This window comes from Hydrogenophaga sp. A37 (genome assembly GCF_002001205.1).
GTDB lineage: Bacteria > Pseudomonadota > Gammaproteobacteria > Burkholderiales > Burkholderiaceae_C > Hydrogenophaga.
On sequence record NZ_MUNZ01000055.1, the window covers coordinates 1 to 18,911 of the forward strand.

General features: G+C 67.1%; 24 protein-coding genes. 13 read left to right on the forward strand and 11 right to left on the reverse strand.

What is annotated here, in order from left to right; translation table 11 throughout:
* On the reverse strand, positions 1–498 hold a 498-nt coding region (locus tag B0E41_RS02140), incomplete at its 3' end, for a preprotein translocase subunit YajC (protein ID WP_143433622.1).
* A 238-nt stretch (positions 499–736) separates the two neighbouring features.
* Here B0E41_RS02140 and B0E41_RS02145 point away from each other — a divergent pair.
* Positions 737–1,798 carry a histone deacetylase family protein gene (locus tag B0E41_RS02145; protein ID WP_077328333.1) on the forward strand — a complete coding sequence of 354 codons (1,062 nt, stop codon included), beginning with the start codon at positions 737–739 and terminating at the stop codon, positions 1,796–1,798.
* A gap of 147 nt (positions 1,799–1,945) precedes the next feature.
* Here the strand turns inward: B0E41_RS02145 and B0E41_RS02150 are convergent, their stop codons facing one another.
* The 3 genes from B0E41_RS02150 to B0E41_RS02160 are packed head-to-tail and all read right to left on the reverse strand — an operon-like array spanning position 1,946 to position 3,550.
* Entirely contained in the window at positions 1,946–2,515 is a 570-nt protein-coding gene (locus B0E41_RS02150; RefSeq protein WP_077328335.1) for a DUF3455 domain-containing protein, read from the reverse strand.
* Positions 2,516–2,561: 46 nt separating this feature from the next.
* Positions 2,562–2,954, reverse strand: coding sequence for a c-type cytochrome (locus tag B0E41_RS02155; protein ID WP_077328337.1), 393 nt, complete (start codon positions 2,952–2,954; stop codon positions 2,562–2,564).
* Complete coding sequence (locus tag B0E41_RS02160) at positions 2,954–3,550, reverse strand: ferritin-like domain-containing protein (protein WP_077328339.1); 597 nt, start codon at positions 3,548–3,550, stop codon at positions 2,954–2,956. The genes B0E41_RS02155 and B0E41_RS02160 overlap by 1 nt, the downstream gene beginning before the upstream one ends.
* Positions 3,551–3,783: 233 nt before the next feature.
* On the opposite strand from B0E41_RS02160, the gene B0E41_RS02165 reads away from it, so the two are divergent.
* From B0E41_RS02165 to B0E41_RS02185, 5 genes are all read left to right on the forward strand, one after another.
* Entirely contained in the window at positions 3,784–4,743 is a 960-nt protein-coding gene (locus B0E41_RS02165) for a DUF3034 family protein (protein ID WP_077328470.1), read from the forward strand.
* A 124-nt stretch (positions 4,744–4,867) separates the two neighbouring features.
* Positions 4,868–5,269 (forward strand): group 1 truncated hemoglobin, encoded by a 402-nt coding sequence (locus B0E41_RS02170; protein ID WP_253194550.1) that lies wholly within the window; start codon positions 4,868–4,870, stop codon positions 5,267–5,269.
* A gap of 18 nt (positions 5,270–5,287) precedes the next feature.
* Positions 5,288–5,956, forward strand: coding sequence for a hypothetical protein (locus B0E41_RS02175; protein ID WP_077328343.1), 669 nt, complete (start codon positions 5,288–5,290; stop codon positions 5,954–5,956).
* Positions 5,957–5,998: 42 nt separating this feature from the next.
* Positions 5,999–6,565, forward strand: a complete 567-nt coding sequence (locus B0E41_RS02180; RefSeq protein ID WP_253194543.1) for a sigma-70 family RNA polymerase sigma factor — start codon at positions 5,999–6,001, stop codon at positions 6,563–6,565.
* A 151-nt stretch (positions 6,566–6,716) separates the two neighbouring features.
* Positions 6,717–7,493 carry an anti-sigma factor gene (locus B0E41_RS02185; RefSeq protein ID WP_077328345.1) on the forward strand — a complete coding sequence of 259 codons (777 nt, stop codon included), beginning with the start codon at positions 6,717–6,719 and terminating at the stop codon, positions 7,491–7,493.
* On the opposite strand, the gene B0E41_RS02190 is transcribed toward B0E41_RS02185, so the two are convergent.
* A complete protein-coding gene (locus tag B0E41_RS02190) occupies positions 7,462–8,445 on the reverse strand; it encodes a LysR family transcriptional regulator (protein ID WP_077328348.1) in 984 nt (327 codons plus the stop codon). The two genes, B0E41_RS02185 and B0E41_RS02190, sit on opposite strands and share 32 nt — an antisense overlap.
* A gap of 102 nt (positions 8,446–8,547) precedes the next feature.
* Between B0E41_RS02190 and gstA the strand changes: the two genes are divergently transcribed.
* The 5 genes from gstA to murI all read left to right on the forward strand — a co-directional run bounded on the left by gstA (position 8,548) and on the right by murI (position 11,901).
* Positions 8,548–9,159 carry a glutathione transferase GstA gene (gene gstA / locus B0E41_RS02195; RefSeq protein WP_077328350.1) on the forward strand — a complete coding sequence of 204 codons (612 nt, stop codon included), beginning with the start codon at positions 8,548–8,550 and terminating at the stop codon, positions 9,157–9,159.
* A 109-nt stretch (positions 9,160–9,268) separates the two neighbouring features.
* A complete protein-coding gene (locus B0E41_RS02200) occupies positions 9,269–10,261 on the forward strand; it encodes a nitronate monooxygenase (RefSeq protein WP_077328476.1) in 993 nt (330 codons plus the stop codon).
* Between the two features lie 3 nt (positions 10,262–10,264).
* Positions 10,265–10,480, forward strand: a complete 216-nt coding sequence (locus B0E41_RS02205; protein WP_077328352.1) for a 4-oxalocrotonate tautomerase family protein — start codon at positions 10,265–10,267, stop codon at positions 10,478–10,480.
* Positions 10,477–10,962 (forward strand): nuclear transport factor 2 family protein, encoded by a 486-nt coding sequence (locus B0E41_RS02210; protein ID WP_077328355.1) that lies wholly within the window; start codon positions 10,477–10,479, stop codon positions 10,960–10,962. The genes B0E41_RS02205 and B0E41_RS02210 overlap by 4 nt, the downstream gene beginning before the upstream one ends.
* Before the next feature lie 21 nt (positions 10,963–10,983).
* A complete protein-coding gene (murI, locus tag B0E41_RS02215; protein ID WP_077328357.1) occupies positions 10,984–11,901 on the forward strand; it encodes a glutamate racemase in 918 nt (305 codons plus the stop codon).
* A gap of 44 nt (positions 11,902–11,945) precedes the next feature.
* On the opposite strand, the gene queF is transcribed toward murI, so the two are convergent.
* From queF to yaaA, 3 genes are all read right to left on the reverse strand, one after another.
* On the reverse strand, positions 11,946–12,788 hold the full coding sequence (queF, locus tag B0E41_RS02220) for an NADPH-dependent 7-cyano-7-deazaguanine reductase QueF (protein ID WP_077328359.1): 843 nt from the start codon (positions 12,786–12,788) through the stop codon (positions 11,946–11,948).
* Between the two features lie 76 nt (positions 12,789–12,864).
* Complete coding sequence (locus B0E41_RS02225; RefSeq protein ID WP_077328361.1) at positions 12,865–13,743, reverse strand: 2OG-Fe(II) oxygenase; 879 nt, start codon at positions 13,741–13,743, stop codon at positions 12,865–12,867.
* On the reverse strand, positions 13,740–14,534 hold the full coding sequence (gene yaaA, locus B0E41_RS02230) for a peroxide stress protein YaaA (RefSeq protein WP_077328363.1): 795 nt from the start codon (positions 14,532–14,534) through the stop codon (positions 13,740–13,742). The genes B0E41_RS02225 and yaaA overlap by 4 nt, the downstream gene beginning before the upstream one ends.
* Here yaaA and B0E41_RS02235 point away from each other — a divergent pair.
* On the forward strand, positions 14,533–15,234 hold the full coding sequence (locus B0E41_RS02235) for a pseudouridine synthase (protein ID WP_077328365.1): 702 nt from the start codon (positions 14,533–14,535) through the stop codon (positions 15,232–15,234). The two genes, yaaA and B0E41_RS02235, sit on opposite strands and share 2 nt — an antisense overlap.
* Positions 15,235–15,240: 6 nt before the next feature.
* On the opposite strand, the gene B0E41_RS02240 is transcribed toward B0E41_RS02235, so the two are convergent.
* The 3 genes from B0E41_RS02240 to B0E41_RS02250 form a co-directional block, all read right to left on the reverse strand.
* On the reverse strand, positions 15,241–15,831 hold the full coding sequence (locus B0E41_RS02240; RefSeq protein WP_077328367.1) for a DUF3501 family protein: 591 nt from the start codon (positions 15,829–15,831) through the stop codon (positions 15,241–15,243).
* An 11-nt stretch (positions 15,832–15,842) separates the two neighbouring features.
* The gene (locus tag B0E41_RS02245) at positions 15,843–17,192 is read right to left on the reverse strand and encodes a heterodisulfide reductase-related iron-sulfur binding cluster (protein ID WP_077328369.1); all 1,350 of its coding nucleotides are present in this window, start codon (positions 17,190–17,192) and stop codon (positions 15,843–15,845) included.
* 189 nt (positions 17,193–17,381) lie between these two features.
* Entirely contained in the window at positions 17,382–17,804 is a 423-nt protein-coding gene (locus B0E41_RS02250) for a rubrerythrin family protein (protein ID WP_077328371.1), read from the reverse strand.
* A gap of 285 nt (positions 17,805–18,089) precedes the next feature.
* Between B0E41_RS02250 and B0E41_RS02255 the strand changes: the two genes are divergently transcribed.
* On the forward strand, positions 18,090–18,695 hold the full coding sequence (locus B0E41_RS02255; protein ID WP_077328374.1) for a VOC family protein: 606 nt from the start codon (positions 18,090–18,092) through the stop codon (positions 18,693–18,695).
* Positions 18,696–18,911 lie beyond the last annotated feature (216 nt).

The window sequence follows — 18,911 nt, forward strand, 5'->3', positions numbered from 1 at the left end:
TCCCCGCGTCGATGGTGCTCCCGGCGTCCGGGCCCGGCCGGCTCCGCCGCCCTCGCCGCGACCGGAACGCACGCCGCTGCCGGGCCCGGACGCCGGGAGCACCATCGACGCGGGGATGGGCGCCAGCCCAAGCTGGGTGCGCAGATCGAAACGCAACTCGTTGATCAATGATTGGTAGTCCACGGGCTCGCCCCGAGTGACCGCCAGCGCATAACCGGCGGCGAGCTCCACCTGCCGGAGGGAGCCAAACAGCACGATGTCGCCCAGCGCCTCTTCAATTTGCGACCGATGCTCGCCTGTGGCCGGAGAAAATGAGCCCGCCAATGAACGATAGGCCGCCACCAGCGACTTGAGTCGCTCTGTTTCCTGGCGGTTCTCCCGCTGCCGCTGCTGCTGCATGCGCTGCATGACAAAGATGCGGATGGCGAGCAGAAACACAGCCACGACCAGCGAGGCAATGATGGAAAGCGGCAGAGGACCCAGGTCAGAGAGTTGCATGATTCAAGCTCAGGAAAATGACCTGGCGCACCCTACAAAACAGATCGTTTTCACATCGGGCCCAAGCGGCGTTCAAGCGGGTTTGCGGGTGGTCATGTGAAGCGGGTCAGGGCTGGCGAGCGCGGGATGGGCGCCAGCAACGCATCGTAGTGCGGTTTGTCGCGCCCGACGGTCCGGTACCGCAGCACCCGGTCCAAGTGGCCTCGACCGCCGGCGAGGCCCGTGACACACTGCGCCGATGAAAACCTTCCACAACCCCCACCACGCCCTGCACCAAGGGCACGAAGAGATGTTCCGTGGCCGCATGGTGCCGTGCCACGAGGTGCCGGCGCGGCTGGACTATGTGCTGGCCGAGCTGCAGCGGCGCTCGCTGGGTGGCCTGCACACGCCCGAGATCGCCGACGCCGAGCTGGACACCGCCATCGGCCGCGTGCACGACGCGCGCTACACGGCGTTCCTCGCCAGCGCGTGGGACGAGTGGGTGGCGATGGACCCGGCGAACGCGCAGCGCGACGCCCTGCCCTCGGTCTGGCCACTGGGCAACCCGCACGCCTTTCGCACCGACGTGCTGCCACAGAACTTCGCGGCGCGCCTCGGCCTGTTTTCGTACGACTCGGGTTCACCGCTGACGGCGGGCACCTGGATGGCGGCGCGCGGGGGCGCGGCCTGTGCGCTGGCGGCGGCGCGCGAGCTGCTGGCCGGCGAGCGCGCGGCGTTCGCGCTCACGCGCCCGCCCGGCCACCACGCGGGGCCGGACTTCTTTGGCGGCTACTGCTTTTTGAACAACTCGGCCATCGCGGCACAGGCCCTGCGGGACGGCGGCAAACAGCGCGTGGCGGTGCTGGACGTGGACTACCACCACGGCAACGGCACACAAACCATCTTCTATGAGCGCGCCGACGTGTTCACCGCCTCGGTGCACGGCGACCCGGCGACCGAGTACCCCTTCTTTCTCGGCCATGCCGACGAACGCGGCGCGGGCGCGGGCTTGGGCTTCAACCTCAACCTGCCGCTGCCGCGCGGCACCGGTTTCGAAGCCTGGTGCGCGGCGCTGGACACCGCCATCGACGCGATCGACGACTTCAACGCCGACGCGCTGGTGGTGCCCATGGGGCTGGACACCTTCGAGGGCGACCCGATCTCGGGCTTCACCCTCAAGAGCGAAGACTACGACACCGTGGGCCGGCTGCTCGCCGCGGCCGGCGTGCCCACGGTCTTCGTCTTCGAAGGCGGTTACGCGGTGGCCGAGGTCGGTGTCAACGCGGTCAACCTGCTGGAAGGCTTCTGCCGCTCCATCTGAGGTCAGACAGCCAGGGACCGCGCAGGCACCACACCTGCATGCATGCAGCAGCACCCACCCAGAGGCACCGCCGGGCCGGCTTTGCCGGACGGCCAGTGCCGCCCCCCTGAAGGGGGTGACGCGAAGCGGCGCGGGGGGTGTTCCGAATTACACCGGCCGCCAGAAGATGTAGTCCGCCTGGTAGTTGACGACTTGCTTGCTGCCCATCGTGGCCGCGTCGCAGGCCATGGCGGGGGCCACGCCGCCCTTGGTGGCCACTCGCTGGATGTGGCTCACGCCCTGCATCGCGCCCATGCCCATGGCGGGGTTGGCTTTCACCAGTTGCAGCGGGATGCTGCCGGCCATGGCGGGCGCCACGGCGAGCTGGGTGGCGGTGAGCTTGGAGCCGTCCATGCTTTCCCAGGTGGCGGGCGGGCCGTAATACTTGCCGACCTGTTTGCCCATGCGGTCCATCAGCTTCGCGTCGGGGCCGACGAAGACCCACTCGAACTGGCCGGCCATGTCTTTCTTGGCGCGGCACTCGTAGGTGATCTGGCCCACGCCCACGGTTTCCATGGCGACCTTGTGGCCAGCGGGCACCTGCACGGCGGCGGGCAGGCCGTCCTGCGAGAAGGCGGCCATTTTTGGCGTCATGGCCGGGCCGCCGGTGGCGCAGGCGGAGAGGGCGAGCACGGCGCTGGTGGCGAGCGTGGTGAGCGTGACAGTGCGGAGGGACATGGTGGTTTCCTTGGTGGTTGAAGAAAGGGAAGCACAGAAAAGACGGTCACTGGGCCGGGCGGGCCTGCGCCAGCGACTGGAGAAAAGCAACCACGTCGCGGCGGTCGTCCGCCTGCGACAGGCTGTAGCCCATGGCCTGGCCGGGCACCAGGGCTTCGGGGTCGGTGAGCCAGGCCCGCAGCTTGTCGCCGGTCCACACGTGGGTGGCCTGGCTCAGGGCAGGCGAGTAGGTGTAGCCCGGCGCCTTGCCGGCGGTGCGGCCCGCCACCGTGCCCAGCGCGGGGCCGACACGGTTTTGATCGAGGCTGTGGCAACCGACACAGCGCGACTCGAACAGCTGGCGGCCTTTGACGGCGTCACCGCCCTGGGCGTGGGCCAGCGGAGCGCCCGCGCCGACCAGCAGCGCGAGCGACCCAGCGGCCAGGGCACGGGCGAACATCACGCGCCGTAGGACAGAGCGCCGGCGGGCAACGGACGGCCCAGGGCGCTGGTCAGCACGGTGAAGTGCATGGTCTCGTCGGCGGCCAGACGCGCGGCCACCTTGGCCAGGTCCTTGCTGCCCAGCGAGGGGATCACGCCGAGGTAGGCGTTGGTGGCGCCCAGCTCCAGGCGGGCGGCAAGGTCGAGCACGTCGGCCTGGTTCTTGAGGGCGCCAGCGTTCAGCGCCTTGGCGTAGTCGTCGAGCTTCTTCTCGGCGACCGGGTTGCCGCCCAGTTTCTGGATGGTGGCGATCAACGCGTCGCGGTGCGCCTTGTGGTGGCCCTGGAACTGCACCGCGATGTCGAGCACCGGCTTTTGCAGCAGGCCGCTGCCGGCGCCGAGCTGGTAGGCGTTGATGGCCTCGTGCTCCAGGCCGAGCGCCACGTTGAGGATGGACACGTCTTTGGTGACATCGGCGCTCATGCCCTGGGCCAGGACGTCTTTGCCGGCGAGCAGGGCCACGGCCACGGCCGAGAGGGCGCCGCCGCTGCGCATGAAGCCTCGGCGCGAGGCGGGGGTGGCGATGATCGACGAGGGGGTGATGATGTTCGACATGGCGTGGGATCCTTGGGTGTGTGTGAAGTGGGGCCAACAGCCGGTTCATGTTTTTTCTGCACCGACGAAACGGATACGCAGCGCCGCCACGGTTCGGATTCAGAAAACCACAGAAAACTGAAGGGATTGGTCTTGACTGAATCCGCCGGTGAACGGGCTGCGTAATGAGCTTGTCGGGTGCGGTGCATGCGCTCGGCCTGTTTCTTCCCACACCGCCCCACCGTCAAAACACCATGAAAAAACACCCAGCCTCCCCACGCCCCACCCACCAGACCGGCCTGCTGGCGCTGGCCACCACGGCCACAGTGCTCGGCGCCCTGCTGGCCGCACCCGCCCACGCCGACACCGGCAAGCTGCTGCTCACCGGCGGCGTGAACACCATCGAAGGCGCGGCCGGCGGCGGCCTCTCGCCCTGGGCCGTGATCGGCAGCCAGGCCACCGGCGGTGAAACCGGCGTCTCGGCCTACGCGAGCCGCGCCGAAACGCAGGACCACGGCCTGAGCGCCTATGGCGTGGCGGTGGGCATCAACGACCGCGTGGAACTGTCGGTCGGCCACCAGGACTTCAACACCGGCGTCACCGGCACGCTGCTGGGCCTGCCCGGCCTGCACCTGAAACAGAACATCGTGGGCGCCAAGCTCCGCGTGGCGGGCGACGCGATCCTCGACAGCGATTCGCTGATGCCGCAGATCGCCGTGGGCGTGCAGCACAAGCGCCTGGACTCCACCGGGCTGGACGCCACGCTGCAGGCGCTGGGCGCCAAGCGCTCGGGCACCGATGTGTACGTGAGCACAACCAAGCTGTTTCTCGCCCAGGGCGTTCTCGTGAACGGCACGCTGCGCGCCACCAAGGCCAACCAGGGTGGCCTGCTCGGCCACGGCGCCACACTGGGCGGCGCGGACAACGGCTATGAGTTCATGCCCGAGCTGTCAGTCGCCTACCTGCTGCGCAAGAACCTGGCGGTGGGCGTCGAGGTCCGCGCCATGCCGAACAAGCTGAAGAAGGCGGGCGCCGCCGCCGGCCTGGGCGACGGCCTGCGCGCCGGTGCCTGGAAAGACGTGTTCATCGCCTGGGCGCCGAGCAAAAACCTGTCACTGACCTTGGCCTACGTGGACCTCGGCACCGTCGTGCCCGCCACCACCCAGAACAAGAAGCAGACCGGCGCCTACCTCTCGGCCCAGATCGCGTTCTGACCTCACCTCACATCGAACCCTCACCGACCCGATCACGATCATGAAAAAACTCATCGCCCTCACCGCCTTCTCGCTGCTGTCCCTGGGCAGCGGCCTCGCCGCCGCACAGGCCATGGACCCCCCCATGAAAGCCGTCACGCCCGCCTCGGCCTACCCCGTGGCACCCGCCGTCGGCCTCTACCAGGCCTTCGGCGAGCAGGCCGGCATCCGCGCGCTCATGGACGACTTCGTGGTGCGCCTGAAAGCCGACGCGCGCTTGGCCGAGGCCTTCAAGGAAGCCAACCCCGCGAACCTCGCCAAGCAGCTGACCGACCAGGTCTGCCAGCTCTCCGGCGGCCCCTGCGTCTACAAAGGCCCGAACATGAAAGAGGCCCACGCCAGCATGGACATCACCCGCGGGAACTTCAACGCCCTGGTCGAGGTGCTGCAGCAGAGCATGGACGCAGGCGGAATTCCGTTTACCCGGCAGAATCAGCTGCTGGCCTTGCTGGCCCCGATGCACCGGGACGTGGTCAATGTCCGTTAACTGAACACTGGAGAACCCATGCGCAAGCCCTTCCTCGTGGCCCTCTGCCTGGCGGCAGGCCTTCAAACGGCCCAGGCCGCCTCGGTGCAAGTCACTGTGCTGGCCCGCGACGGCACCCCCCTGCCCGATGCGGTGGTGGTGCTCGAACCGGCGGCCGGCCAAGCCATGCCGGCCCTGCAAGCCACCAGCCCCACCATCACGCAAGAGAAGATGCAGTTCCATCCGGCGGTGAGCGTGGTGCCGGTGGGCTCGCGCGTGAAGTTCGCCAACCTCGACCGCTGGGACCACCACGTGCGCGGCGGCCCCGCCGGCCTGGTGGCCAGCGGCACCTACGGCTTCGAGTTCCGCCTGGCCGGCCGCGAGCCGGGGAAAAACCCGCCGGGCGGCGAAGTGACCCTGGACAAGGCCGGCCCGGTGCAGCTGGGCTGCCACCTGCACGGCTCCATGCGCGGGTTTGTCTACGTCTCGCCCTCGCCCTGGGCCGTGAAGACCTCGGACACCGGCGTGGCCACACTGGCCGAGGTGCCCGAGGGCGCCATGAGCCTGCGCGTCTGGCACCCCGACCAGTTGATCGACCAAGCTGCCATCACCGTGCAGGTGCAGGCCGTCACCACCGTGAACGTGCCGACCCAGGTGCAGCCACGCAAGGCGCGGCGCGTGCAGTTTGAATCCGGCAGCACCTACTGATCACCGACTCCACCCGGCCCGCCCAAGACCCCTCGATCTCCCATGGACGCAGACCAGACCTTGATGATCCTGATCGACCGCGTCGCCCAGCGCGACGAGGTCGCCCTGAAGGCGCTCTACGACCTGACCTCGGGCAAGCTCTACGGGCTGGCGCTGCGGGTGCTCGGCAAGAACGAGTGGGCCGAAGACGCGCTGCAGGACACCTTTCTGCAGGTCTGGCGCACCGCGCCCGACTACCGCGCCAGCCTGAGCCCGCCCATGGCCTGGCTCGGGCTGATCGTGCGCAGCCGCTCGCTCGACCTGCTGCGCCGACGCAAGGCCGACCGCGAACACCTGCGCGATGAAATCGACGATCACATGGCCGACACCCTCGAAGGCGATTCGCCCAACCCCATGGACACCAGCCTCGCGAGCCAGCAGGCCTGGGCGCTGCACCAGTGCCTGGGGCGCCTGGAGAACAAGCAGCGCGAGGTGGTGAGCCTGGCCTACCTGCGCGACCTCAGCCACGGCGAACTGTCCGAGCAGCTCAAGCTGCCGCTGGGCACGGTCAAGACCTGGATTCGGCGCGGGCTGGACCAGCTGCGGGTCTGCATGGGACGCTTCGCTTGATATGAACACCCCCTGCGCCGCTTCGCGTCACCCCCCTCTAGGGGGGCGGCACCAGAGGCCCGGCAAAGCCGGTTCCTCGGTGCCCTTGGGTTGGACCGCTTCATTCGTCGTGATTGGTGCTCCGGCGCCGTGAAGAATTGAGAGCTTGTCCATGAACCTGACCCAACACCCCGAACTGCTCGACCGCCTGGCGGCCGCCTACGCCATCGGCACGCTGCGCGGCGGCGCGCGCCGCCGGTTCGAGGCCCTGGCCCGCGAGCAGGCGCCCGTGCGGGCGGCGGCGCTGGTGTGGCAAAGCCGCGTGGCGAGCATGAACGAGCTGCAGACGGTGGCAGAGCCCTCGCCGGCCGTGTGGACCCGCATCCACAACCTGATCGTGGCCGAGCGCGAACAGACTGCGATGGCGGCCACGCGCAACGCCAAGACCGACCCTTCCGGCGGCTGGTTCCGCAACCTGGCCCTTTGGCGCGGTGCGGCCGGGGCGGGCGCGCTGGCGACCGTGCTGGCCTTGGTCACCGCCGTGGGCCTGCGCGACGACCTGGGCGCGCAGATCGGCGAGCTGCAGGCGAGGCTCAGCGCCCAACCGCAGATTGAATACGTGGCCGTGCTCAACGACGAGCAGGCCAGCGCCTCGATGCTGGTGACCTTCGACCCGAAAAACCGTAAGCTGACGCTGCAGCGCGTGGGCGGTTACCAGGAGGCGTCTGACAAGTCGCTGCAGCTCTGGGCCCTGCCGCCAAGCGCCGCGCCGCGTTCGCTGGGCGTGCTGAGCCAGGAGAAGCTGCTGCAGCTTGCGGCGGGTGAAGGCGATGTTCGCGAAGTGCCGGCACTCGCGATCAGCCTGGAGCCCAAAGGCGGCGTGCCCAGCGAAACCGGCCCGACCGGGCCGGTGCTGTTCAAGGGCGCGCTGATCCAGAAGATGCTGTAGGCAACGGGGGCTTGGCCCGTTGCGCGCCATCGATCGAGCCTTGTGGGCCCAGGCGGGACACCAGGAAATCGATCACAGCCCTCACGCGCTGTGGCATGTGGCGGTTGCCGGGGTAGATGAGCGAGAACGGCCGGGACGCGCCCAGGCAATCGGGGAGCAGCTCCACCAGGCCGCCTTCGGCCAGATCGCGCTCCACCAGAAAGCGGTAGGTCTGCAACACACCGCCACCGGCCCGCGCCAGCGTGACCGGACCCAGGATGTCGTCCGAGCAGGAGAGCCGACCCAGCGTCACCACCTCTTCGATGCGCGCACCCACCTTGAGCAGCCAGGGCACGTTCTGCCCGGTGCTGGGCAGCACGAACTGGATGCATTCGTGCCCCGCCAGGTCTTCGACACGCAAAGGCCTGGGGTGACGACGCAGGTAGGCCGGTGACGCCACGACCACCAGCCCGGCGTCCTCCAGCTTGCGCGCCACCAGACCGGAATCGGGCGGCGCGCGCCCTCTCACGGCGAGATCAAAACGCTCGTCGGCAAAGTCCACATTGCGGTTGGTCAGCTGAAGCTCCAGCTCGATGTGCGGACACAGCCTCATGAACTCCGGCAGCACCGGCAGCACGCGGTGGTGCGCGTAGGAGGTGGGCAAGCTCAGCCGCACCAGGCCCGACGCCAGCTGCTGCTGTTCGGTGGCCTCCCGTTCCGCCTCCTGAAGCTGGTCCAGCGCCTCACGGCAACGGGCGTGGTAGCGCTGACCCGCTTCCGTCAGCCGCACGCGCCGTGTCGTTCGCGCCAGCAACTGCACACCGAGGCGCGCCTCCAGGCGGGCCACCGAACGGCTGACCGCGGCCGGGCTCATGCCGGTCACATGGGCCGCTGCCGTGAACCCCTCGTGCTCGGCGGTCAGGCAGAACAACTCGATGCTGCCCAGCGCCACTTCGTCAAACAAACGGCTCATTCACGATCTCCATGTAAACAGTCAATTGCACATCGACCCATTTATTGCTTTGAAGATCATAAATACGATGCAGGCTCCGACGCACCCCCACCAGGAAAATCCATGAAGCTGTACTTTTCGCCCGCTGCCTGCTCGCTGGCTCCCCACATCGTTCTGCGCGAGACCGGCACGCCGTTCACCGCGCTCAAAGTGGACACCGCCCAACACCTGACCGCCGACGGCGCGGACTACCACCACATCAATCCGAAAGGCCAGGTGCCCCTGCTGGAGCTGGACGACGGCACCCGGCTCACCGAGGGCCCGGTGATCGCGCAATACATCGCCGACCAGGCCGGCGCCACCACCATGCTGCCCACCTCCGGCACCCTGGCGCGTTACCGCGTCATGGAATGGCAGAACTACATCACCTCAGAACTGCACAAGTCGTTCACCCCCTTGTTCCGGCCCGAGCTCGACACCACCGCCAAGCAGTCGCTGGCGGGCCTGCTGCGTAAAAAGCTGGAATGGGTCAACACGAAACTGGAGGGGCAGTCATTCCTGACGGGAGACGCCTTCACCGTGGCGGATGCCTACCTGTTTGTCGTCGCGAACTGGTCCAAATTCGTGCAGCTGGACATCAGCGACCTGACCCACCTTCAGGCCTTCATGGCGCGCGTGGCGCAACGCCCTGCCGTGCGCGCCGCCATGCAGGCCGAAGGCCTGCTGCCGGCCTGAAGCCTCGTACGAGAGACAGCATGTACCCCCACGTTCGACACTTCGTGTTCTCTCTTCCCCCCAAGGGGGCGCAAGCCTCCCTTGAGGCGGCTCGGCGGAAGGCTTGATCATGACGCCGCTCACCACCTTGCTCGGCATCCGCCACCCCCTGCTGCTCGCGCCGATGGCGGGCGTCAGTGGTGGGCGTCTCGCCGCGGCCACCAGCCGCGCCGGCGGCCTGGGCTTCGTGGGGGCGGGTTACGGCGATCGAGACTGGCTTGCTTCGCAGCTGTCGGCCACCGAAGGCCAGCGCATCGGCGTGGGCTTCATCACCTGGTCCCTGCGCCGCCAGCCTGAGTTGCTGGACATGGCCTTGGCGTTCGCGCCCACCGCCATCCTGCTGTCGTTTGGCGACATGGGTGGTTTTGCCGACCAGGTGCGCCGGGCGGGGGTGACCCTGATCGCCCAGGTGCAAATGGTGAAGCAGGCCCGCGAGGCCGCCGCCGCCGGCGCCGATGTGATCGTTGCCCAGGGGGGCGAAGCCGGCGGCCATGGCGGCCTGCGCGGCACCATGGCCCTGGTGCCAGCGGTGGTCGACGCCGTTGCCCCGTTGCCGGTGGTGGCCGCGGGTGGCATTGCCGACGGCCGCGGCATCGCTGCGGCGCTGATGCTCGGCGCCCAAGGGGTTTTGTGCGGCACCGCTTTCTACGCCTGCGACGAATCGCTCGCCCACCCCGAAGCCAAACGCCGGTTGGTCGCTGCCAGCGGGGACAACACCTTCAAGAGCCCCCTGTTCGACCAACTGCGCGGGCTGGACTGGCCCGAGGGGCCATGGGGACTGCGCGCACTGCGCAATGCGCTGTCCGAGCAACTGGGTGCACGCTGGGCCGCCGAGCCCCAGGCACAGCACGCCGAACTGGCCACACAACAAACCCGCCTGGCCCATGCCCGCGAGGCGGGTGACTTCGACACGGCACCCGTGATCGCCGGTGAAGCGGCCGACCTGGTGCACGCCACGTCGCCCGCTTCGGCGGTGGTGCAAGCGCTCATGCAGGGTTGCGACACCGCGCTGGGCCGGGCCGCCGCCATCACCAACCGCTTTCAAACACCACAGAGGAACTGAACCATGCCCTACGTCAACATCAAGATCACCAGGGAGGGGGCCACCCCCGAGCAGAAAGCCGAACTGATCCGCGGCACCACCGACCTGCTGGTGCGGGTGCTCCACAAGAACCCCGCCACCACCTTTGTCGTGATCGACGAGGTCGAGACCGGGGACTGGGGCATTGCCGGCGAGACCGTCGCGGTGCTGCGCCAGCGCAACGCGGAGAAGCCGGCATGAGCGCCGCGCCGGGCCGTTCCCAAGCAAGCTCGCACCGCAGCCCGAAGGGCGAAGGTACTCCAGTGAGCGCCGCGCCGAACCAGAGCGCCGCCACCTTCCAGGCGCTGCATGCGGTGCTGCAGAACTACTTCGATGGTCTCCACCACAGCGACACGCAGCGGCTGCGCCAGGTCTTTCACGAGGCCGCCGTGTACGCCTGCGCGACCGACACCCCCCCATTGATACGGCGCATGCCGGAGTATTTCGCTGTCGTCGACGCCAGACCCTCTCCTTACAGCCGGGGCGAGCAGCGCACCGACCGTGTGCTGTCCATCGAGCTGGTGGGCTCCAGCACCGCGCTGGCCCGGGTGGTGTGTTCGATCGGGCCGAAGCACTTCACCGACGTGCTCAGCTTCATTCACGCCGACGGTCGCTGGCAGATCATTGCCAAGGTCTTTCACTACGAGCTGTCGGCGCCCGCCGCTGCCACCGTGCCGTCCTGATGTTTTGGGATACTGGGGTTCATGCGTTTGAACTCCCTGCCCTGTCCGGTGCCTGCCGAAGCCTTGCTTCCATCCACCCTCACGCGGGCGGGCATTCAGCCCACGGCCCCGGTGGGGGTCTTTGACAGCGGCATTGGCGGCCTGAGCGTCCTGAAGGCGCTGCACGCCGAGCTGCCACTGGAGCACTTTGTCTACCTGGACGACAGCGGCTTCGCCCCCTACGGCGAGCGCGGCGATGCCTATGTGACAGAGCGCAGCCGGGTGGTCACTCAGCACTTGCGCCGCCACCACGGCATCAAGGCCCTGGTGATCGCCTGCAACACCGCCACCATGGCCGCCGTGGCGCAGCTGCGCACCGAGCACCCGGACCTGCCCATCATCGGCGTGGAGCCAGGCCTCAAGCCCGCTGCCGCCGCCAGCCACACCAAGCGTGTCGGTGTCATCGGCACGCGCGGCACCGTCACCAGCGCCAAGTTTCACGCCCTGCGGCGCAGCCTGCAGGACCAGGCCGAGTACGTCGTCCAGCCTTGCGACGGCCTGGCCGATGCCATCCACCGCAGCGTGGCGTCTGCCGATCTCTCAAACGCCATCGCACTCTGCCAAAAATACATCAGCACCATGGGCCGATTCGGCGCACAAGCGGGTGAGATCGACACCCTGGTGCTGGGTTGCACCCACTATGTGTTTGTCCAGGACCAGCTGGCCGCGCTGGTGGGGCCGCAGGTGCAGATCGTGTCCACCGGCGAACCCGTGGCCCGTCACACCCGCCGACTGCTGGAAGCCGCCCAGACCCTGGCAAGCGCCGGCCCGGGGCGGGTTCAACTCACCACCACGGGCGACCCTGCCCTGCTGCAGGCTGCGGCACGGTGCTGGCTGGGCTTTGCCACCGAGCCTGCCTTCGAGGTCCGCCCCGAGCAGGCCTTGCCGCTGGGGCTGTAGCCGGAGGGCGGCTGCGCTGGGCTGCCAGCGGACCTCTCGCCTTGTTACTGCCGCGCCATGCGCACGTTGGCCGGGGGCAGCTGCGGGTGGCTGCTGCGCCAGGGGTTGATGTCGAGGCCGCCCCTTCGGGTGTAGCGCGCGTAGACCATCAGTTTGGCGGGCTTGCAGCGCGCCATGATGTCCATGTAGATGCGCTCCACGCACTGCTCGTGGAACTCGTTGTGGTTGCGAAAACTCACGATGTACCGCAGCAGCCCGGCCTGGTCGATCTGCGGCCCGCTGTAGCGGATCTGCACGCTGCCCCAGTCGGGCTGGCCGGTGACGAGGCAGTTGCTCTTGAGCAGGTCGCTCACCAGGGTTTCTTCAACCGGCTTTTCATCCAGCGCAGCGCTCAGCAGCTCGGGCGCGGGCTGGTAGTGGTCGCAATCCACGTCGAGCCGGTCGATCGAGAAACCCTCCAGCTCCTTGACCGGTTCGCACTCGAACAGCTCGGGCAGCAGCAGGCGCACACCGGCGCCGGCCTTCACCGGTCCGCCGCTCCAGATGGCCGCGCTCACGTCGCTGCGGATGCGTTCGCGCACTTCGTCCGCGCTCCCCAGCCGGGTGTTGTTGAAGCTGTTGAGGTAGAGCTTGAACGACTTGCTCTCGACGATGTGCGTGCTCTCGCAGGGGATGGTGATGTGGGCGATGGCCACCTGTGGCTTGCCCTTCAGGTTGAGCCAGCTCAGCTCGAACGCGGTCCAGAGGTCGGCGCCAAGAAACGGCACGCTGCCGGTGATGCCGATCTCGATGCGCTTGGGTTCGCGCGGCAACGGGAACAGCAGCAAGGGGTCGTACTGGTCGGCGTAGGCCGAGGGCTTGCCCAGAGGTGAATGGTCGGGGGTCATGCTCACGGGTTGTGGGTCTCGGCGTTCGGCGGTGGTGGAAAGAGGGTCTAGGGAGGGGATTCGGCCCGGGGCGCGTTCATTCAAAGACCCGTTCGCGCAGCCACTTGGTGGCCACCCACTTCTCGCCTTCGAGCACCGGCGCGCCGCCGTGCAGGCTCATGGTGCCGGGCTGCGGCCGGTTGTAGCTGAAGAACACCGCGCTGCCGCGCACGGGCGCCACCTCCAGCCCCACGTCGGGGAAGGTGGTGCCGCCGCCACGCGCCGGCTCGTTGAGGTACATCACGACCGTGCCCACGCGCTGGCCGCCGCGCTTGAGGATGGTCGGCGTGCCCGGTTCAGCCGGGTCGAAATAGTCGTAGTGCGGCTTGTACTCGGCGCCCACCTGGTAGTTGAGCACCTGAATGCCCTCGCCGTTCTCGACCGGCCAGTGCACCAGGTGCGCGATGCGCGCCTCGATGCGCTGGATCAGCTCGCTCTCGCCCCGGCTGAAAAACATGCCGTTGCTCGTGCGGTCGGGGTTCATCTCTTCGCCGCCGGTGGCGGTCTGCACCGTGAGCGAGCGCGCTAGGCGCGGGCGAGCGGCGGCGATCAGGCCGTCGCACTCTTCGTCGCTCAGCAAGCCGCCGAGCACCACCACACGCGGCTGGCTCATCGACACCACCACATCGACCATGCGGTCGCCCGCGTCGACGCGGCGCGGCGAACCGGTCAACACCAGATCGGGCACCTTCACCCCCACCTGGTTGCGCACAGGCGTCACGGGCGCGGGGCTGGCCGCCCGGCCCGCGCCCAACTGCTGAAGGTGGTCGCGCAGCGTCTGCTCCAGCGCGGCCTCGGCCACGTCGGCCTGCCAGCCGGCCTGCACCATCGAGGCCAGCACGGCCTCGGGCAGGCAGCCGGCCGACGACTGTTCGATGATCCACTGGCGCAACTCGGGCGTGACGGTCTGGGTCATGGCGCTGTGACTCCTGCGGGTTTTTGCTCACGGCGAAACACCAGCCGGTCGGGGTCGGACACGGCGGGCACGTAACGGTAACCCTCCAGGTCAAAACCCTGGAGCTGCTCGGGCTTCATGGCGCGTTGCTGCAGCGCGTAGCGCACCATCAGCCCCCGCGCGCGCTTGGCGAAGAAGCTGACGATCTTGTAGGCATCGCCCTTGCGCTCTTCGAACACACAGGTCACCACGCGCGGCTTCAACACCTGGCGGTCCACCACCTTGAAATACTCATCACTCGCGAGGTTGATCACCACCGGGCTCTTGTCGGCCCGTGCGCGCTGGTTCAGGTAGTCCGAGACCTGGCTGCCCCAGAAGCGGTAGAGGTTGGCGCCCTTCTCTGTCTGCAGGCGCGTGCCCATCTCCAGCCGGTAGGGCTGCATGCGGTCCAGCGGGCGCAACACGCCGTACAGCCCGCTCAGGATGCACAGGTGTTGCTGCAGCCAGCCCAGATCGTCTTCGCTCAGGGTCTTGGCGTCCAGTCCGCCGTACACGTCGCCATCAAACGCCAGCACCGCCTGCTTCGAGTTCTTCGCAGTGAACTTGCGCGCCCACGCCTGGTAACGCGCCACATTGAGCCCCGCGAGTTGATCGGACAAATCCATCAACGCCGACACCTGCAACGGCGTCTGCTCGCGCAACACGGCGATCAGCGCCGCCGCCTGCTCAACGAACAGCGGCTGGGTGTGGGTCTTGGTGTGGGCCGGCGTCTCGAAGTCGAGGGCTTTGGCGGGGGACAATAGAAACAACATGCTGGAAATCCTGTATCGGGACGATTATCTTGCAGCCGTGCACAAACCCCCGGGTCTGCTGGTGCACCGCACCGGCCTCGACGCGGGCGAGACCCGCTTTGCGGTGCAGATGCTGCGCGACCAGATCGGCCAACCGGTCTGGCCGGTACATCGGCTCGACAAAGGCACCAGCGGCGTGCTGCTGTTCGCGCTGGACGCGGGCACCGCGGGCGTGCTCGGTCGTGCCTTTGAATCGGGCGACGGCATGCAGAAAACCTACCAGGCCATCGTGCGCGGCTGGCCCTTGGATGAAGGCCTGATCGATCATCCGCTGAAGCGCATGCCCGACGACATGCGAGAGCAGCGCGAAGCGGTGCAGGACGCGCAGACGCATTACCGGACGCTGGAGCGCTTCGAGCTGCCCCTGCCCTTTGGCGGCTTCGAGAACTTGCGCTGCGCGCTGATGGAACTGCAACCGCTGACCGGCCGGCGCCACCAGTTGCGGCGGCACATGAAACACATTTCGCATCCGATCATCGGCGACTCGACCCACGGCAAAGGGCCGCTGAACCGGGCGGTGGCGGCGGGGCTGGGGGTGCAGCGGCTGTGGCTGCATGCGGCATCGCTGACGGTGGTCCACCCGCACTCCAGTCGACCCTTGTGCATCGAAGCCCCCACCAGCTCCGACTGGGGCCGCTGGGGACTTCATCCCGCAGGCTGACGGCGCCTACTTCAAATCCCCCGCCAAACTCGCCAACGTCTCCGGCCCGATCTGCACATGCGCCGGGTAGTGGGTGTGGTCGCAGCCGAGCTTGACGGCCGCGCCGGCCTGGATGGCGGCGCGCATCGCGGGGGTGAACTCGAAGCGCACGAAGTGGACCGCACTGGTCTTCTCGTCGTTCTCGCGGTCGAGGTCTTCATCCGCAATCGCGTACACGCGGGCCATGCCTTCGACCTCGACGAACAGGCGGTCTTCCACGCCGATGAGGCGGGCCAGCTCGCGCTTGCGCTCGTTGACGTCGGTGTACTCGATCATCAACGTGCCTTTCCAGTTGCCGCCGTCGGGCACCAGCGGCGCGTAGGCGTCGATCTCCTGCTGGATGCCCTCTTCTTCAAAGATCTTCTCGATGCGCAGCATCTCCTGGATCTGGTAGCGGATGGTGGTCTCGCTCTCGAACTGCAGGTTGAGGTGTTCGCCGAGCTGCACGCTGCGTTGTTTGCGGTGGGTGATGACCTCGGGCTTGTGTTGCTTGCGCCACTTGCTGTAGGCCTCCAGGCCCATGAGGCTGTCGGGGGTGATGTGTCCGGTGAGTTGCATGGTGGTCTTTCTTATTTGAGGCCGTAGGCTTTGGCCACGAGGCTCAGCGGGTGCTGCAGCTCGGGCGCACCGAGGCCGTTGACCTCGAAGCCTTGGGCGATGTGGTGGCCGCCAAGGGGGCAGTCGGAGCTGATGTAGTCGGGCTTCGCGCCGTCCTTCATGGTGGCCATGGCCTTGAACACCGGCTTGCCGATCTTCATGGCCTGCTGGTGGTAGGCCTTTTTCACGCCGAAGGTGCCGGCGTGGCCGGAGCAGCGTTCGATGGTGTTGACGGTGGTGTCGGGGACCATCTTGAGCATTTCTTCGGTCTTGCGGCCGATGTTCTGCACCCGGCCGTGGCAGGGGATCTGGTAGCTCACGTTGCCCAGCTTCTGCGGGAACTCGGTCTTCAGTAGGCCGTCGCGCTTGCGCGCCATCAGGTACTCGAACGGGTCCCACATGTGTTCCTTGACGAGCTGCGCGTCGGCGTCGCCCGGGAACATGAGCGGGATTTCCTGCTTGAACATCAACGCACAGCTGGGCACGGCGGCGAGGATGGCGAAACCGTCTTTCGCGTATTTCGCCAGCACCGGTATGTTGGCTTCTTTGCTGCTCTGCACCGAGTCCAGGTCGCCCAGCTCCAGCTTGGGCATGCCGCAGCATTTTTCCTTCTCCACCAGCGTGTACGGGATCTCGTTGTGGTCGAGGATCTTGAGCAGGTCCAGGCCGATGCCGGGCTCGTTGTAGTTGATGTAGCAGGTGGAGAAGATCGCGACCTTGCCGGGCGTCTTGTCGCCGTCCACCACCCTTGATGCCTTGGCGGCCGGTGTGCCGGAGCGGAATTTCTTCGTCGCCAGCTCGGGCAGCCAGGCGTTCTTGTCGACGCCGAGCACGTTTTCCATCACGCCGCGCGCGACCTGGGTCTTGTTCACCGCGTTGGCGACCTGGACCACGATGGGGATGCCGGCGAAGCTGCCGTGCAGGTCGGTCGAGGCCAGCAGCCTCTCGCTGAGCTTGACCTCACCCTTCTTGAACTTGATCGCCTTGGCGCGCAACATGGTGTGCGGGAAGTCGAGGTTCCACTCGTGCGGCGGCGTGTAGGGGCACTTGGTCATGTAGCAGAGGTCGCACATGTAGCACTGGTCCACCACCTTCCAGTAGTCCTGCTTGGCCACGCCATCGACCTCCAGCGACTCACTGTTGTCCACCAGATCGAACAGCGTGGGGAACGAGCCGCAAAGGCTCACGCAGCGGCGGCAACCGTGGCAGATGTCGAAGATGCGCTCCAACTCGTCAAAGCACTTCTCTTCGTCGTAGAACGCGGGGTTCTTCCAGTCGAGTGCATGGCGCGTGGGGGCCTGCAGGTTGCCTTCGGTGGCCATGTCTCGTCTCCTCGTCTGTGCGGGTTGGATCGTGGGTTTTTGAAAGCGCTCGGATACAGCGCTTTCAAAAAACGCCCTTCGAGAGAAGGGCTGCTCAAACCCAGGACACCGCGGAACCGGCTTTGCCGGGCCGCAGGTGTCGCCCCCTGGGGGGTGACGCGCCCTTAGGCGCGGCGCGGGGGGGTCAATTCAATCCACCAATTCGTTCAGCGCTTTTTGATACCGGTTCGCGTGCGAGCGCTCGGCCTTGGCCAGGGTCTCGAACCAGTCGGCCACCTCGTCAAAACCTTCGTCGCGCGCGGTCTTGGCCATGCCGGGGTACATGTCGGTGTACTCGTGGGTTTCGCCAGCGACAGCGGAAGCGAGGTTGTTGCGGGTGGAGCCGATGGGCAGGCCGGTCGCGGGGTCGCCGGACTGCTCCAGGAACTCCAAGTGGCCGTGGGCGTGGCCGGTCTCGCCTTCGGCGGTGGAGCGGAACAGGGCCGCCACGTCGTTCTGGCCTTCGATGTCGGCCTTGTTCGCGAAATACAGGTAACGGCGGTTGGCCTGCGATTCGCCAGCGAAGGCGTCTTTCAGGCACTGCTCGGTCTTCGAGCCTTTCAATGCGGCCATGTGTCTATCTCCTTGTCGTGGGTGGAAAAACGCCCAACGAGGCCGCCCAAAGACAGGCCGGACCCGCTGAGACAAGGGGCACCTTACGCCCGTTCTCGGAACATCGTCAATCGTTCTGGGCTATGCGCTGGATTGCGGCAGGCTATGGGCTTGGGCTCAGTGATAACCCTGACAAACCCCATCGACAGACCGGCTGGAAACCCTCAAGCTGGCGCGGACACCGGCATGGAACGAATTTCGTTTAGATAAATTCGTTATGCTCCGTTGAATCACAGGAGACTCGCCATGAACACCGCCCTGCCCCCGCCCGCCGCCGTCCAGCAGCTGCACCATTACGCCTACCGGGCCAAGGACGCCGAGGAAACTCGCCGTTTTTACGAGGACATCCTGGGTCTGCCGCTGTACCACATCATCCAGAGCGACGTGGTGCCCAGCACGGGCGAGTACTGCCCGTACACGCACTTCTTTTTCCGCTTGCAAGATGGTTCGTTCATCGCCTTTTTCGATCTGGGTGACGACGAGGCCGCGCTGCCGAGCCCGAACACGCCGAAGTGGGTGAACCACATCAGCTTCCGGGTGAACACCGTCGAGGAGCTGGAGAACACCAAGGTGCGTTTGCAGGCGCACGGGTTCGAGGTGCTGGGGGTGACGGACCACCACATCTTCAAGAGCATCTATTTCTTCGACCCGAACGGCATCCGGATGGAGTTGACTGCGCAGCTGGCCGATGAGTTTGAGATGTTGCAGGAGAGCAAGACGGCGCATGCGCGGCTGGCGGAGTGGAATGCACGCAAGGAGCAGTGGCGGCGTGAGCGTGCCGAGGGCAAGTTGTCTGCGCCTTTGAAGCCGCAGCAGAATGATCGGCCTGAGTTTGTGCCTGCCACTTCCTGAGTTGGTTCTTGGGGGCTGTTGTGGCGTTGGCTTGGCTCCGGTCTTCTGCGCTGGGGGCGACCGGCTCCGCTCGTGTCCCCCGCCAACGGCTTCGCCGTTGTCTCCTCCTTTACCTCGCTGCGCCGGTCGCCCCCAGCGCAGAACACCTCGTTGGCGCGCACACAAGGGATACCTCTGCGCGCGCCCAGACCTGCTGGCTCAGAGGCGCGGCGTGTC

Excerpts from the sequence above, each read along its gene's own strand:
- B0E41_RS02190 (WP_077328348.1), bottom strand. The coding sequence starts at position 8,445 with ATGAGCCGTTTGTTTGACGAAGTGGCGCTGGGCAGCATCGAGTTGTTC.
- gstA (WP_077328350.1), top strand. The coding sequence starts at position 8,548 with ATGAAGCTGTACTTTTCGCCCGCTGCCTGCTCGCTGGCTCCCCACATC.
- B0E41_RS02255 (WP_077328374.1), top strand. The coding sequence starts at position 18,090 with ATGAACACCGCCCTGCCCCCGCCCGCCGCCGTCCAGCAGCTGCACCAT.
- B0E41_RS02160 (WP_077328339.1), bottom strand. The coding sequence starts at position 3,550 with ATGTCGAACATCATCACCCCCTCGTCGATCATCGCCACCCCCGCCTCG.
- yaaA (WP_077328363.1), bottom strand. The coding sequence starts at position 14,534 with ATGTTGTTTCTATTGTCCCCCGCCAAAGCCCTCGACTTCGAGACGCCG.
- B0E41_RS02210 (WP_077328355.1), top strand. The coding sequence starts at position 10,477 with ATGAGCGCCGCGCCGGGCCGTTCCCAAGCAAGCTCGCACCGCAGCCCG.
- B0E41_RS02250 (WP_077328371.1), bottom strand. The coding sequence starts at position 17,804 with ATGGCCGCATTGAAAGGCTCGAAGACCGAGCAGTGCCTGAAAGACGCC.
- B0E41_RS02170 (WP_253194550.1), top strand. The coding sequence starts at position 4,868 with ATGAAAGCCGTCACGCCCGCCTCGGCCTACCCCGTGGCACCCGCCGTC.
- B0E41_RS02240 (WP_077328367.1), bottom strand. The coding sequence starts at position 15,831 with ATGCAACTCACCGGACACATCACCCCCGACAGCCTCATGGGCCTGGAG.
- B0E41_RS02235 (WP_077328365.1), top strand. The coding sequence starts at position 14,533 with ATGCTGGAAATCCTGTATCGGGACGATTATCTTGCAGCCGTGCACAAA.
- B0E41_RS02225 (WP_077328361.1), bottom strand. The coding sequence starts at position 13,743 with ATGACCCAGACCGTCACGCCCGAGTTGCGCCAGTGGATCATCGAACAG.
- queF (WP_077328359.1), bottom strand. The coding sequence starts at position 12,788 with ATGACCCCCGACCATTCACCTCTGGGCAAGCCCTCGGCCTACGCCGAC.
- B0E41_RS02205 (WP_077328352.1), top strand. The coding sequence starts at position 10,265 with ATGCCCTACGTCAACATCAAGATCACCAGGGAGGGGGCCACCCCCGAG.
- B0E41_RS02245 (WP_077328369.1), bottom strand. The coding sequence starts at position 17,192 with ATGGCCACCGAAGGCAACCTGCAGGCCCCCACGCGCCATGCACTCGAC.
- B0E41_RS02185 (WP_077328345.1), top strand. The coding sequence starts at position 6,717 with ATGAACCTGACCCAACACCCCGAACTGCTCGACCGCCTGGCGGCCGCC.
- B0E41_RS02180 (WP_253194543.1), top strand. The coding sequence starts at position 5,999 with ATGGACGCAGACCAGACCTTGATGATCCTGATCGACCGCGTCGCCCAG.
- B0E41_RS02145 (WP_077328333.1), top strand. The coding sequence starts at position 737 with ATGAAAACCTTCCACAACCCCCACCACGCCCTGCACCAAGGGCACGAA.
- B0E41_RS02175 (WP_077328343.1), top strand. The coding sequence starts at position 5,288 with ATGCGCAAGCCCTTCCTCGTGGCCCTCTGCCTGGCGGCAGGCCTTCAA.
- B0E41_RS02155 (WP_077328337.1), bottom strand. The coding sequence starts at position 2,954 with ATGTTCGCCCGTGCCCTGGCCGCTGGGTCGCTCGCGCTGCTGGTCGGC.
- B0E41_RS02150 (WP_077328335.1), bottom strand. The coding sequence starts at position 2,515 with ATGTCCCTCCGCACTGTCACGCTCACCACGCTCGCCACCAGCGCCGTG.
- B0E41_RS02200 (WP_077328476.1), top strand. The coding sequence starts at position 9,269 with ATGACGCCGCTCACCACCTTGCTCGGCATCCGCCACCCCCTGCTGCTC.
- murI (WP_077328357.1), top strand. The coding sequence starts at position 10,984 with ATGCGTTTGAACTCCCTGCCCTGTCCGGTGCCTGCCGAAGCCTTGCTT.
- B0E41_RS02165 (WP_077328470.1), top strand. The coding sequence starts at position 3,784 with ATGAAAAAACACCCAGCCTCCCCACGCCCCACCCACCAGACCGGCCTG.